Genomic DNA, 13,099 nt, shown 5'->3' on the forward strand with positions numbered 1-13,099 from the left:
GCTCTCCATAATCGTGTTCGCGGTGGAGGCATATGTGCTATTTTGGTTCTATTCGGCTGTCAAGAGAGTGGAAAAATCACTCGAACAAATGAAAGCAAGGATGGAATCGCTGACGAAGAACGAAGGGGCCTAAGCCCAGTCCAGAGTAAACGCCTCGAGTCTTTCTGATCTGAGGGCCCTACCATGCAAGTAAAGGAGGCTCCGGTCGATGTTCCCTTTCAGTGCCCGTTTGTGTCCACAAACGCATAAAAGATGCCCGACATCCTGGCCATGCCGTTGCGGCTAGGCTCCCGCAGGGCCGAGACCTCGATTCTGGCGATTGGTGTTCTCCTCGTCCTTCTGCTTCCCGGCGCGGTTTCTGCGCTGACCCTCCCGGACCCGCCGGCTCCCAACACGACGGTGAACGGGCCAATCGCCAACCCAAAGTCTTCCTTTACCGGCGGCGTGCTGATTAAGCTTGACCAGCAGGTCATAACGACCACAGCTCTCAACGAGCCCGTCGCCACCTTCGAATGCGTCGATGCGACGAAGACTGTGGCGAAGACGGTAAAGTCTGAGACGGGCATGAGCCTTCAGGGACCTCTGTCTGACGCGCAGACACAGGGAATAATCGACGCCTTCAACAGTGTCCGTCCTCCCAAGGAAGTCAAGCTGACCACGGTAGTCACTGGCACCGCGACGACCGTAGACACCTGGACACTCACTGGAATCAACTTCCAAGAGACGACCTATGACGTCTACGTGATTACTCAGGCTTCACCTGCGATAGAGCGGCTGGTCGGATACATTGTCATCTCAGTACCGGTCAGCCTTACGACGAAGGATGACCAGACGCCCTGCCCGACTCCTGCGCCTCAGCCGATGATCATCCTGGGCCAGGACTTCCACCTGGACCCTCCTCCGTCCAACCCGGTTCAGAGCTTCTTTGACATCTTCATAGACATCACCAGACTCCCCGACGACGGCATCGGTCCCTACTTCCAGTACGGACACGTCAACGTGTATGGCGGAGGAGGGATCGCCGGGACTACAAACGTAAGGCCCGGAGAGACCGTCCAGATGAAGCTCCCGCCGGGGAGCTACGACGTGAAGGCTGACGTTGGCGTCTTCGGGTACCACTTCCAGGTCGACGGGGGGAGCTTCAATTCTGCGAACCCGGTCATCCTCAGCGTGACTCTCAGTATCGAGGCCTACATCTACACCATCATCATTGTCATCTTCCTGATAATTCTGATCGCGATCCTCCTGATCCTGAAGCGTTTCTGGCCCTGGGGCCGGGGCACTCCGGAGGAACCGGTCGGAGCTACCGATGGAGGCACTCAGCCAGGCCCAGTCGGGGGCCAAGACTCGCCCGCTCCCAGGGGGGAGCAACCCACAGACGAGGGCGAGATGTCGATGATTCTAAGTTAGCGGGACCGCTCATCTTCGGGGCAGAAGCCTGAATTAGGCAGAGAGGAGGTCTGTGCTCTCTTGACGATTCACGGCAAGAGGCTGGCCGTCGCGATTCCAGACACGGTCCTGGAGGAAAAGGGAACGGAACGCGACAAGACGGCGAAGCTGGGACTTGTCGCGAGGGCCTGCTCGATCTATGGCGTAGACCTGATAGAGATTTTCGCTGACAAGAGGGGAAGAGGAGAGGGTATCCTGATGTCGAAGGTCCTGACCTACCTGGAAACTCCTCAGTATCTCCGGAAGCGCCTCTTCCCCCTGGACGAAGCGCTGAGGTACGCCGGAGTCCTGCCGCCCCTCAGGATCCCTTCGCACCGGCCCAGGGTCGCGGTCGAAGACCTGAAGGTTGGTGAGGTCAGGGAGGGAGTGACGAACACGGACGGCTCAGTGGAGATAGGCTTGGACAAAGCACCCCTCCTTCCCGGCTCGAAAGGGAGCGAGAGGAGGGTTACAGTAAGGATTACCTCGAAGAGCCCACTCTCCGCTGAGGAGGTGAAGAGGGAAGAGATCTCCGAATACTGGGGGTACGAGGTCAGGACGACGTCCGCAGAGAAGGTCCTCGAGGACCCCCGGTTCGACCTGACCATAGCGACGTCCAGGAAGGGGACGCAGCTGGGCGCGGGGGTGAAGTTCTTGCGGGAGAGGTTGGGAGGCTCATCAGGAATCAAGTTGGTCTTCGGGTCCCCCGCCCGCGGGCTCTTCGAATCGATGGGCCAAGACACACTCCGGAGAGCGAGCATAGTCCTGAATCTCTTCCCTGAGCAGAGCGTAGGAACCATCCGGACGGAGGAAGCGATCTTCGCCGGCCTGGGACTTCTCAACGACCTCATGGCCTGAGAAAGCTTAAGTGCGAACCTGAAAACGGCGATTCGGAAAGGTCTAGCGTGAATTGGGCCATAGGAAACATAGTGCACCGCGCAGAGGCAGTCTTGCATACCGGCCGAGAGGCCGTGCCAAGAGCCTAGTCCCAAGAATCAGGAACTGGCCCAGCGTTAAGAGCGACAAGCCGACGATGCTCGGGTTCCCTGGTTACAAGGCGGGCACGATTCACGTCATCACGGTAGACGACAGGGCGAAGACGCCAAACTTCGGGAAGCCCCGTTTCAACCTCTCGAGCGTCATCGCGATGCCGGAGGCAGAGGTCGTTGGGATCAGGATCTATACTCACGAGAACGGACAGGACAAGTGCGTCGGGGAGGCAAAGACAGGCTCGGGCGTCAAACTAGAGGCGCTTCCGATTCAGAGGGCGACGAAGGTCGCAGCGCTCGTCTCTTCGGTCCCGCGCGAGGCGGGTCTGTCGCAGAAGGTGCCTATCGTGACTGAGGTGGGCGTCTCCGGGGCGGACACAAAGTCGCAGGCGGAGTACGTTTACGCCCTCTTGGGGAAGAAGGTCAAGTTCGGGGACCTGTTCAAGGCGGGGATGTATGTGGACGTACTTGGGATTACGAAGGGGAAGGGGTTCGAGGGGCCGGTAACGAGGTTCGGGATCAAGAGGAAGCAGCACAAGTCCAGGAAGAGCGTCAGAGCGGTCGGAGTCATCGGGCCGTGGCACCCTGCGGCCGTGACCTACACGACTGCGAGGGCGGGCCAGATGGGATTCCACCAGAGGACGGAGACCGGGAAGAGGATACTGATCACCGGCAATGCGAAGGAGAGTCCGATCACCCCGTCAGGAGGCTTCCTTCACTTTGGCAACGTCAACGGGGAGTACGCTGTCCTAAGGGGATCAGTTCCTGGCCCGGCCAGGAGGTACGTGATGGTAAGGATGAGGAACAGAGGCTTCAGCAAGACTCAGGCTCCGCCTCAGGTCGTCGAGGTCAGCACTGTGGAGAGGAAGAGATAGGATGAAGACCGAAGTCGTCGGGCTCGACGGGAAGTCTTCGGGGAAGGTCGACGTCCCCGGGATCTTCGGCACCCAGCTCAGGCCGGACCTCGTGAAGAGGGTCTTCTGGCTGGTCGGCTCGCACGGCTTTCAGCCAAAGGGCAGGGACCCTATGGCGGGCGAGAGGACCTCTGCCGAGACTCACAGCCCCCCGACAGGGACCGGAAGGGCGAGGATTCCGAAGGTCAAGGGGGAGAGATACTCGAGAAGCGGACTGGCAGCAGGGGTCGCGAGCGTCGTGGGGGGACGGCTCCCGCACCCGCCGCGGTCAGAGAAGGTGATCAAGTTGGGAGTCAACAGGAAAGAAAGGCGCCTGGCGACCGACTCGGCGATAGCGTACACTGCCAGCCTTGAGGCGGTCAAGGCGAGGGGCCACAGGGTCAAGAAATTGACTCTCCCGCTGGTCGTTAGCGACGAGATCGAGACGCTGGAGAAGGCAGGGGAGTTGGCTACATTCCTCGGGAAGGTGGACCTCAAAGCGGAGCTGGAGAGGATCGACGAGGGCGTCAAGAGGAATTCTGGGAAGAGGAAGCTCAGGGGGAGAGTCTACAGAATGGGTGTGGGGCCGCTGATTGTAGTAACCAACGACAGGGGCGTGGGGAGGGCGGCCGGGTCGATCCCGGGCGTGGATGTGGCAAGGGTCGAAGACCTCAGCGTCCTACACCTTGCTCCAGGAGGAGTCCCTGGAAGGCTGACCCTCTGGACCGAGTCCTCGCTGAGCGCACTTGCCGCCAGGTCGAAGGAGGGGGCGGCTTGAGGCTCGAGGACGCGCAGAAGATACTCATCAGGCCGTACGTCACGGAAAGGACCTTCGAGCAGATCGAGAGGGAGAACAAGCTCTGCTTCCTCGTGAGCGACAAGGCCTCGAAGACCCAGATCGCGAGCGCGATGCAGGCGCTGTACGAGGTAAGGGTAACCGCGGTGAACACTTCAAGGACAGTCAAGGGCAAGAAGGCGTTCATCAGGCTCTCGCCCGAGACCAGGGCCGCGGACCTCGCCACGAGGCTGGGGCTGGTGTAGGATGGGCAAGAGAATCCTTCAGCGAAGGCGCGGAAAGGCAGGAATACAGTTCAGGAGTCCCAGCAAGGGGAAGATAGCGCCGGTAAGATACCCAAGAATCGGAGTCGAGTCGGAGGGCGCGGGCCGAATAACGTCGATCCTTGACGAGAGGGGACGCAGTGCCCCGATCGCACAGGTGAGGATGCCCGACAACAGGTACGTCTACCTTCCGGCGGTGGCGGGAATGTCCGTAGGGATGGAGGTCCCAGTCGGAGGGGAAGCGAACCCAAATCAGGGGAGCATCATGGCGCTTGCAAGGGTCCCCGAGGGGACCAGGGTCTGCAACATCGAGCTCAGGCCAGGCGACGGCGGGAAGCTGGTCAGGGCTTCGGGAGGGTCGGCCGTGGTCTTCTCGAAGGCGGGCGGGAGGGCGATGATCAAGCTGCCTTCAGGCAAGAACATCCTGGTGGACGAAAGGTGCAGGGTTACCATCGGCGAGGTCGCGGGCGGCGGGAGGCGCGAGAAGCCGTTCCTCACGGCAGGCGCGAGGCACCACGCGATGAGGGCCTCGGGCAGGGTCTACCCACGCATGAGAGGGATTGCGATGGCGGTCGTGTACCACCCCTTCGGCGGTGGGAGGCACCAGCACCCTGGGAAGTCGACCAGCACCTCGAGGAATGCTCCGCCTGGAAGGAAGGTAGGGTTAATAGCGCCAAGGAAGACAGGAAGAAAGAGATTGGCGAGGTCCAGCGCCGAGGTGAGCGGTTAGTTGCCGAAGGAGTTCCGCTTCAGGGGCAAGTCGCTCGACGAGCTCAACGCGATGTCCACGGAGTCTCTTATTGGCCTGCTCTCTTCGAGGGCGAGGAGGTCCTTGAACAGGGGGGTCTCCGAGGACAAGAGGAAGCTCCTCGAGGACGCTAGGAAGATCAAGGAAGGGAAGTCTGAGGGTCAGATCAAGACGCACGCGAGGGACATGATAGTCCTTCCGGCGATGGTCGGACTCACGATAGGAGTCCACAACGGGAAGGAGTTCGTCTCTCTTGAGGTCAAGCCCGAGATGATAGGGAGGTTCCTCGGAGAGTATGTGATCACCAACAAGAAGGTCGTCCACGGGACCCCGGGCATCGGCTCAAGCCGGTCGAGCCTCTACGTGCCGCTGAAGTAAGGTTGTTCGACCCGGTTTCATTCGTCAGGATTCTCGCCTTCGCGGTCGTCTATGCCGGGGTCGAGTACAGGTACGTCAATAGGTCTGAGGCCGAGTGGACCAAGAAGGTCAAGGAATTTCCGGAGAAGCCGGTCTTCTGGGTCATCGCGCCGTACCACCTCTACCTGCTCCTGCCGCTCTTCGTCATAGTCTCGTTCACGTCCTCCATCACCGCCTGGGCGGGCAACACCTTCCTCCTCGCTGTCTTCGAAGACATCGCGTACTTCGGGTGGAGGGGCAGGTCTGTGATCGAGGGGGAGTGGACCACGACCCTGTTCGGGAGCTTCAGGATCGGGCGGTGGATAGTCCCAATATGGTGGCCCCTGGACGCGATGATAGCCGCCGGCCTGTACTTCGCGCCGTTCTAGGACACCACGGTCTGTGACTGGTCGCGCATGAAGTTCAGGAGGTAGTACGGGCTGCCTATGCCCCGGCCCGTGGCCCCGCTGGCCTTCCAGCCTGTGAAGGACTGCGCGCCCGGCCAGGCGCCGGTCGTAGAGCCGCCGCTGCGGTTGGCGTACGTCACGCCGAACCTGATCCCGTCGAAGAACTTCTGCCGTTCCTTCTTGTCTTCACTGAAGATCCCGGCGGTGAGGCCGTAGGGGGTCGCGTTTGCCTTTCTGATGGCCTCGTCGACGTTCCTGACGCCGTCCACCACGACGAGGGGAAGGAAGAGCTCGTCCTTGAAGAGCCTGTGTTCCTCGGGAAGGCCAGTGATTACTGTGGGCGAAACGTAGTATCCTTTGCCCAGGCCAGGGCCCGAAACCACCTTGCCCCCGGTCAGGACCTTGCCGCCGGACCTCCTTGCCTCTGCGACGGAAGCCTCGAATTTGGTGACAGCGGCCGCGTTGATGATAGGGCCCATGAAGACCTCCTTCCGCCTCGGGTCCCCGACGGCGACCTTGGCTATCCGGTCCTTGAGTGCCTGGAGGAATTCGTCTCTTATCCCGTCCTGGACGTAGACCCTCGAAGTGGCGCTGCACTTCTGACCCCCGTAGCCGTAGGCTGCGCGGACCGTCCCCTCGACTGCCTTGGGGACGTCTGCCCTGTTGGATACGATGGTCGGGTTCTTGCTCCCCATTTCGAGAAGGATTGGCTTCGGATAGGGTTGCTCGGTCAGGAAGCGCCTGTAGAGCCTCATGCCGACGTCCCTCGAGCCAGTGAAGGCGATGCCCGCCACGTCCGGGTTGGCGACGAACTCATCCTCGAAGTTGCCGCCGGGCCCGGTCACGAAGTTGACCGCCCCGTCAGGGACTCCGGCGTCGGAGAGCGCGCTGTAGAGCATGAACCCGGTGAGGGGGGCCTCGCTCGTGGGCTTGAGTATGACCGAGTTCCCTGTGATCAGAGCCCCGAGGGCCATCCCGCTCGCGAGCATGAAGGGGAAGTTGAACGGGGAGATGACCGGCCAGACGCCATGGGGCTTGCCGAAGACCGTGTTGTGCTCTCCAGGTCCTGCCTTGCCCATCGCCGAAGTGTAGCCCTTCTCCTTGCGCATGATCTTGGCATAGAAGCTGACTGCGTCGACCGCCTCCCAGCACTCGGCGAGAGCCTCGAGCCTGTTCTTCCCCACCTCGTAGGTGATCCCGACGGCGATTTCGAACTTCCGCTGGTCGACCAAGCCTGCGAACTTCTCCATCACCCGCACGCGGTCCTCCCAGGTGAAGGCACGCCAGTCCTCGAAGCCTGCCTTGGCCGCCTCGATGGCTGCCTTTGCGTGCTCCCTAGTTCCCGTCTGGAACTTCCCTACCACGATGGAGGTGTCGATGGGGCTTCGGTGCTCGAACTCCCCCGCCGGGGACCAGACCTTCTCGCCGCCGATTACCATCGGGTGCTTCTTTCCGAGTTTGGAACCGAACGCCTTGAGAGCTGCTTCGAACTTCGGATGAAGGGTCTCGTCCGCGAAGAGCGTCGTGTATGTCACCTTGGGACCCTGCTTCGGCAATCTGAGGCCGAGCGACCGTTTGCGATACTTAACGTTTCCAGACTGAAAGGCGATTCTTTCGGTCTGGCCGGATGTTAGGCGCTCTTCTCGAGCAGGGCGTTCTTGGCGAGGTGGGCCGAGTACTGAATTGCCACGGCGGCCTTCACCTCTCCCATGTCCACACTGGAGCCAAGGAGTTTCTCCATCGAGATCATCGTGCCCGGGTCAAGCCCGCAGGGCCTGATGAGGTCGAAGTACCCCATGTCGGTGTTGACATTGAGGGCGAAGCCATGGTAGGCGACCCAGTTCGTGACCGCGACGCCGATGGAGGCCAGCTTCTTCCCTTCGACCCAGACCCCTGGATGCCCTTCGAGGGTCGTCGCGTCAATCCCGAAGCCTGCGACGGCGGAAATGAGAGACTCCTGGATCCTTCTGACGTGCGCCCGGACGTCGTGGTCCCTGAGTAGGACAATGGGGTATCCGACGAGCTGCCCGGGCCCGTGGTATGTTGCGTCCCCGCCCCTCTCCACTGTGAAGACAGGGACGTCCTGCGGCTTGAAGTTGGCCGGGGTGGTCTTTCGGCCCAAGGTGATGACGTGTGGGTGCTCGAGAAGAAGCAGCGTGTCTCCGTCGTCTCCGCGGGCCCGGTCCTCAGCAAGCTTCCGCTGAAAGTCCAACGCTGCTCCGTACTCCATCGTCCCCAGGTCGCGGACTTCGAGGCTCATGACTTCAGCTGGTGAATCGGCCTTCCGGCCGCGGACTCGGCTGCCTCCATGATCGCCTCGGGAAGGGTCGGGTGGGGATGCACGGTCAGCGCGATGTCTTCGACAGTGGCGCCCATTTCTATCGCCAGGGCGACCTCGCTGATGAGGTTGGAGGCCTCCGGCCCGACTATCTGGACCCCCAGGACGAGCCCGTCCTCCGCCTTTGCGACGACCTTCACGAAACCCTCAGGCTCCCCGGTCGAGAGGGCCCTGCCGAGTGCGGCGAATTGGAATCGGCTCTTCTTCACCGAGTAGCCCGCTTCGATGGCCTTAGCCTCGGTCAGGCCTACACTCGCGACCTCAGGGTCGCAGAAGACTGCGTCAGGAATCACCGTCCAGTCCGCTGCGGTGGGCAGGCCAGCTGCAGATTCGGCGGCGACGATCCCTTCTTTCGAGGCCTTGTGCGCGAGGAGAGGAGGACCGCGCACGTCGCCGATTGCGAAGATGCCGGGTACGTTGGTCCTCATGTGCTCGTCCGTGGTGATGAACCCCCTCTGGTCGGTCTTGACACCGATTGCCTGAAGGTTCAGCTTCTCTGTCCTCGGCTTCCGGCCCACGCTCACTAGGATTCTGTCGGCCTCTACAGAGACCCTGCCCTCGGGCGTCTCCACTTCGGCCTTCGCGACCCCTCCTGACTTTGAGACTGACAGGACCTTTGACTTCAGGTGGACCTTCCCGCCCCTGCCTTCGAGCTTCTTGTGGACGAGCCTGACGACTTCGGGATCGGCTCCGGGCATGAGCTGGTCCATCAACTCCACGACCGTCACCTTGCTCCCGAGCCTCTGGTACATCGAAGCAAACTCGAGTCCTATCGCTCCGCCGCCGACGATCAGGAGCTTGCCGGGAGCGTCCATGAGTTCCAGCGCTTCTTTTGAGCCTATGACCAGCGACCCGTCGAACTCGAGGCCGGGTAGTTGGACCGTTCTCGTCCCGGTCGCTATGACTATGTTCTTAGTCGTTATCTCCTCAGTGCCCTGGGCCGTAGTCACGGAGACCTTCCCTGCCGCCGTGATCTCTGCCTCTCCCTTCAGGACGGTCGCGTGGTTGCCCTTGAGCAGGCCTTCGACTCCGGAAACGAGCTTCGAGACGACCTCGCCCTTCCACTTCTGCATCTGGGCGTAGTTTACCGAGACCCCGGTTGCGACGAGCCCGTACTTCTCTGCCTCCTTCACCTTGTCGAAGAGCTTCGAGACTGTGATGAGCGACTTTGAAGGGATGCAGCCGTAGTTGAGACACTCTCCCCCGACCTTGTCGGCCTCCACGAGTATAGTCCTGAGCCCAAGTTGTGCGGCGCGGATTGCGCAGACGTAGCCCCCGGGACCTCCTCCGATGACCGTGACGTCAGCCTCTAGCAATTCAGTTCCTTCTGGTCGGCCGCTCAAACCGGCTTAAAGATTGCTCGGACTTGTCAGAGCACTTCGGACAGGAGCTTCTTGGTGTCCTGGATGGTCTCTATGATGCGGCTGGTGAAGCGGGCGGCGTAGGCCCCGTCTAGTACCCTGTGGTCGAAGCTGAGAGAGAGGTAGGTAGTGTCCCTGACTTCGATCCGCCCTTCGCGGACCACGGGTCGCTTGCTGATCTTGTGAAGCCCCAGAATCGCGACCTCCGGGAGGTTGATTATCGGGGTGGCGAAGAGCCCACCGATCGCCCCCACGTTCGTGATCGTGAAGGTCGACCCGTGCACGTCGTCGAGGGCCAGCTGCCCCTTGCGGGCCTTGTCGGCCAGCTTCTCGATCTCGCCGGCCAGCTCGAAGATGTCCTTCTTGTCCGCTTCCTTCACGACCGGGACTACAAGCCCCTGTTCCGTGTCTGTCGCGATTCCGATGTTGTAGTATTTCTTCAGCACGATGTTCCCGCTCGCCTCGTCGAGCGAGGAGTTGAGGTAGGGGAAGTCCTTCAGTGCTGGCACCAGGGCCTTGATAATGAACGGGAGGTACGTCAGACGGACCCCGCGCTTCTCCGCGCTCCCTTTGAGGGCCTCCCGGAGCAGGACCAGCTCCGTCATGTCCGCTTCGTCGACGTGAGTGACCTGCGCCGTGGTCCTCTGGGACTTTACCATGCGCTCGGCTATCGTCTTTCTGATCCCCTTCAGCGGGACGAGCTCCTCGTTCTTCCCAGCTCTTGGGGCTGACGGCTGCAGGATGGTGGTCGTCGCGGCAGCCTTTGAACCCGAAGATGCGCGACGGACGTCTTCATCAGTCACCCGGTTCTGAGGACCTGAGCCTCTGACCGCAGCGATGTCGACTCCGAGCTCGCGGGCGAGGCGCCTTGTCGCAGGGGTAGCCATGACTCCGGTCGGACCCTGCCCCGACTCAGCCTGAGGCGTGGAGGTCTGGGGTGTCGAGGCTGGCGTTGGGCGCGAAACTTGGCCCGCGGGCTGTGAAGCGGGGGTAGCGCTTCCATCGTCGATCACGATTATCGTCTCGCCGACTTTGGCGATGTCTCCTTCCTTGACGAGGATCTTGGTGACCTTTCCGGTCCTTGGGGATGGGATCTGCACGTTGACCTTGTCGGTCATGACCTCGACAAGGGGCTGGTCTTCCTTGATCGTCTCCCCCTCCTTGACCATCCACTTCAGGATCTCCCCCTCGGAGACGCCTTCGCCGATGTCGGGAAGTTTTAGCTCGTACATCTGAATTTCTGAAGCTTCGGCGCTCGCTTGTCCTTTTAGTCTTTTTCGCGCTAGTAGCGCGCCAGCTCCGCTGCGGCCTTCACTATCCGGTCCTTGTTGGGGATGTAGTAGTCTTCGAGCTTCGAGAGGGGGACGACGGTGTCGAAGCCGGCGACGCGCCGGATCGGGGCCTTCAGGTAGTCGAGCCCCTTGTCCGCGACTGTGGCTGCGATCTCGGCGCCGAGCCCGAGAGATAGCGGCGCTTCGTGGACTATGACGAGCCTGCCGGTCTTCTGGACCGAGGCAAGGACGGCAGGGAAGTCGAGGGGCGACACCGTCCTCAGGTCGAGCACCTCGGCCGATATCGACTTCTCGGACTGGAGCGCGTCGGCGGCCTGCAGGGTGGGGACCATCATCGCTCCGTAGGAGACGATGGTGACGTCGGAGCCCTCGCGGACCACCTTGGCCTTGCCAAGCGGGATGGAGTACGGTTCCTCCGGCACGTCCATCTTGGGGGAGTCGTAGAGCCTCTTCGGCTCCATGAAGATGACCGGATCTTCGTCTCTAAGGGCCGAAGCGAGGAGGCCCTTGGCATCGTAGGCGTTCGAAGGGATGACCACCTTGAGCCCCGGAGTGTGAGAGTAGTAAGCTTCGGGCGAGTCCGAATGGTGCTCGGGGGCGCGAATCCCTGCGCCGTAGGGGAAACGCACGACGCCTCTCGGGGCATACCTCCCTCTCGTCCTGTTCCTCATCCGCGCGATGTGCCCGAAGATCTGGTCGAAGGCCGGGACTGAGAATCCGTCGAACTGGAACTCTGCGACGGGGATCATCCCCCCAACAGAGAGCCCGACGAAGAGCCCTGCTATTCCGAGCTCTGCGAGCGGCGTATCGAAGACCCGGTCAGCCCCGAACTCGTCCTGGAGCCCCCTGGTGACCTGGAAGACCCCGCCGTTCTTGCCGACGTCCTCTCCGAAGACAACGACCCGGCTGTCCCCCTGAAGGCCCTCTCTGAGGGCCATGTTGACCGCGTTGCGGATGTTGACTCCCGGACGCCCACCACGCATGGTCGGTTCGGGCGGCGCCGCGGGCTCCTTGCTCTCGACTCCGAACGCCTCTCTCTTCTGTTCAGCGAGCCTGGGGGTCAGCTTGGAGTACATGTAGTCGAAGATTACCGACGGGTCGGGGGTAGTAATCGCCCTGTAGGCGGCGACCGCCTCGTCCATCTTCTTCTGAGCGGCCTGGGCAAGGGCGGCCTTCTTAGCGTCGTCCAAGATCCCCCTCGACCTCAGGTACGCCTCGAAGCGCGTTATCGGGCTCCGCTTCTCCCACTCGGCGACCTCCTCGGGGGCCTTCAGCTTGTTTGACACCAACTCGGCGGTGGTGTGGGGGCCGAGCCTGTAGGTGGAATACTCTATCAGCGTCGGGCCACCGCCCCGCCTCGCCTTCTCGACCGCGTACTTTGTTGCTTCATACGAGGCGACGACGTCGTTCCCGTCCACCAGGATGCCTTCGAACCCGTAGGCGACGGCCTTTTGCGCTATGGTCTTGGCGGCCGTCTGCTGGTTCCTCTTGACCGAGATGGCCCACTGATTGTTCTCGACCCCGAAGACGACCGGGAGGTCGTAGACTCCTGCGAAGTTCAGGGCCTCGTGGAAGTCGCCCTTTGAGGTTCCGCCGTCCCCGGTAGAAACGAATGTCACAGACCTATCGCCCTGGAGCCTCCTCGCCATCGCGAGGCCGACGGCGTGGGGAAGCTGGGTGGCAACGGGCACTGCGAGCGGCAGCATGTTCAGTTCTTCGGGGATCTCCATCCCCCTCTCGTCCCCACCCCAGTACTGCAGGAGCTTGGCCGGGGGCATCCCGAAGCCGAGCATCCCTGCGGCGTCTCTGTACATGGGAACGTACCAGTCGCCCTTCACGAGCGCGTTGACGAAGCCCACCTGCCCGCCTTCCTGGCCCTTCCCGGGGGCGTATGTCCCAATCTCTCTGAGGGTGGAGAGGTTGCTGGCCTTCTCGTCGAAGAGCCTGCCGAAGATCAGCTGCTCATAGAAGCGCGTGAGGTCGTCAGCACTGATGTTAGGCTCCTTGCCCCGCAGGGTCCCGTCAGGGGAGAGGCGCTGGTAGAGGACCTCCTCTGCCTTTGCGAACTTGAAGTCTGCCTCGCTGAAAATCCTCGGGACCGCGTCTGCGCCTGAGGACTTCATGAAGTCCGATTCGGTCAAGCATCGAAATCGACTGTGGCGGTCATATAAGACTGACTGTGCTCGGA

The 13,099-nt window shown here is 61.6% G+C and carries 13 protein-coding genes; 8 read left to right on the forward strand and 5 right to left on the reverse strand.

Features of this window, described 5'->3' with window-relative positions; genetic code table 11:
• The first annotated feature begins 252 nt into the window (after positions 1 to 252).
• From HY247_04600 to HY247_04635, 8 genes are read left to right on the forward strand one after another with little or no spacing between them, the layout of a single operon-like run.
• Positions 253 to 1,410 carry a hypothetical protein gene (locus tag HY247_04600; protein ID QQG48050.1) on the forward strand — a complete coding sequence of 386 codons (1,158 nt, stop codon included), beginning with the start codon at positions 253 to 255 and terminating at the stop codon, positions 1,408 to 1,410.
• Between the two features lie 60 nt (positions 1,411 to 1,470).
• On the forward strand, positions 1,471 to 2,286 hold the full coding sequence (locus tag HY247_04605; protein ID QQG48051.1) for a hypothetical protein: 816 nt from the start codon (positions 1,471 to 1,473) through the stop codon (positions 2,284 to 2,286).
• Positions 2,287 to 2,338: 52 nt separating this feature from the next.
• Positions 2,339 to 3,292, forward strand: coding sequence for a 50S ribosomal protein L3 (gene rplC / locus HY247_04610; protein QQG48052.1), 954 nt, complete (start codon positions 2,339 to 2,341; stop codon positions 3,290 to 3,292).
• Position 3,293: 1 nt separating this feature from the next.
• On the forward strand, positions 3,294 to 4,088 hold the full coding sequence (locus tag HY247_04615) for a 50S ribosomal protein L4 (protein ID QQG48053.1): 795 nt from the start codon (positions 3,294 to 3,296) through the stop codon (positions 4,086 to 4,088).
• A gap of 20 nt (positions 4,089 to 4,108) precedes the next feature.
• Complete coding sequence (locus HY247_04620; protein QQG49561.1) at positions 4,109 to 4,351, forward strand: 50S ribosomal protein L23; 243 nt, start codon at positions 4,109 to 4,111, stop codon at positions 4,349 to 4,351.
• Between the two features lies 1 nt (position 4,352).
• The gene (locus tag HY247_04625) at positions 4,353 to 5,099 is read left to right on the forward strand and encodes a 50S ribosomal protein L2 (GenBank protein ID QQG48054.1); all 747 of its coding nucleotides are present in this window, start codon (positions 4,353 to 4,355) and stop codon (positions 5,097 to 5,099) included.
• The gene (locus tag HY247_04630) at positions 5,100 to 5,495 is read left to right on the forward strand and encodes a 30S ribosomal protein S19 (protein ID QQG48055.1); all 396 of its coding nucleotides are present in this window, start codon (positions 5,100 to 5,102) and stop codon (positions 5,493 to 5,495) included.
• A 2-nt stretch (positions 5,496 to 5,497) separates the two neighbouring features.
• On the forward strand, positions 5,498 to 5,902 hold the full coding sequence (locus HY247_04635) for a hypothetical protein (protein ID QQG48056.1): 405 nt from the start codon (positions 5,498 to 5,500) through the stop codon (positions 5,900 to 5,902).
• Here the strand turns inward: HY247_04635 and HY247_04640 are convergent.
• From HY247_04640 to HY247_04660, 5 genes are all read right to left on the reverse strand, one after another.
• Complete coding sequence (locus tag HY247_04640) at positions 5,899 to 7,476, reverse strand: aldehyde dehydrogenase family protein (GenBank protein ID QQG48057.1); 1,578 nt, start codon at positions 7,474 to 7,476, stop codon at positions 5,899 to 5,901. The genes HY247_04635 and HY247_04640 overlap by 4 nt on opposite strands.
• A 74-nt stretch (positions 7,477 to 7,550) precedes the next feature.
• On the reverse strand, positions 7,551 to 8,180 hold the full coding sequence (lipB, locus tag HY247_04645) for a lipoyl(octanoyl) transferase LipB (GenBank protein ID QQG48058.1): 630 nt from the start codon (positions 8,178 to 8,180) through the stop codon (positions 7,551 to 7,553).
• Positions 8,177 to 9,574, reverse strand: coding sequence for a dihydrolipoyl dehydrogenase (gene lpdA / locus HY247_04650; GenBank protein ID QQG48059.1), 1,398 nt, complete (start codon positions 9,572 to 9,574; stop codon positions 8,177 to 8,179). Before lpdA ends, lipB begins: the two co-directional genes overlap by 4 nt.
• Before the next feature lie 53 nt (positions 9,575 to 9,627).
• Positions 9,628 to 10,851: a 2-oxo acid dehydrogenase subunit E2 gene (locus HY247_04655; GenBank protein ID QQG48060.1), complete on the reverse strand. Its 1,224-nt coding sequence runs from the start codon at positions 10,849 to 10,851 to the stop codon at positions 9,628 to 9,630.
• 50 nt (positions 10,852 to 10,901) lie between these two features.
• Complete coding sequence (locus HY247_04660; GenBank protein QQG48061.1) at positions 10,902 to 13,052, reverse strand: pyruvate dehydrogenase (acetyl-transferring) E1 component subunit alpha; 2,151 nt, start codon at positions 13,050 to 13,052, stop codon at positions 10,902 to 10,904.
• Positions 13,053 to 13,099 lie beyond the last annotated feature (47 nt).

The organism is archaeon (genome assembly GCA_016432545.1).
Lineage (GTDB): Archaea > Thermoproteota > Nitrososphaeria > Nitrososphaerales > Gagatemarchaeaceae > UBA183.

What these genes read in the sequence shown, in the direction of transcription:
- HY247_04600 (QQG48050.1), top strand. Translation starts at nt 253, where the DNA reads ATGCCCGACATCCTGGCCATGCCGTTGCGGCTAGGCTCCCGCAGGGCC.
- HY247_04615 (QQG48053.1), top strand. Translation starts at nt 3,294, where the DNA reads ATGAAGACCGAAGTCGTCGGGCTCGACGGGAAGTCTTCGGGGAAGGTC.
- HY247_04625 (QQG48054.1), top strand. Translation starts at nt 4,353, where the DNA reads ATGGGCAAGAGAATCCTTCAGCGAAGGCGCGGAAAGGCAGGAATACAG.
- lipB (QQG48058.1), bottom strand. Translation starts at nt 8,180, where the DNA reads ATGAGCCTCGAAGTCCGCGACCTGGGGACGATGGAGTACGGAGCAGCG.
- HY247_04655 (QQG48060.1), bottom strand. Translation starts at nt 10,851, where the DNA reads ATGTACGAGCTAAAACTTCCCGACATCGGCGAAGGCGTCTCCGAGGGG.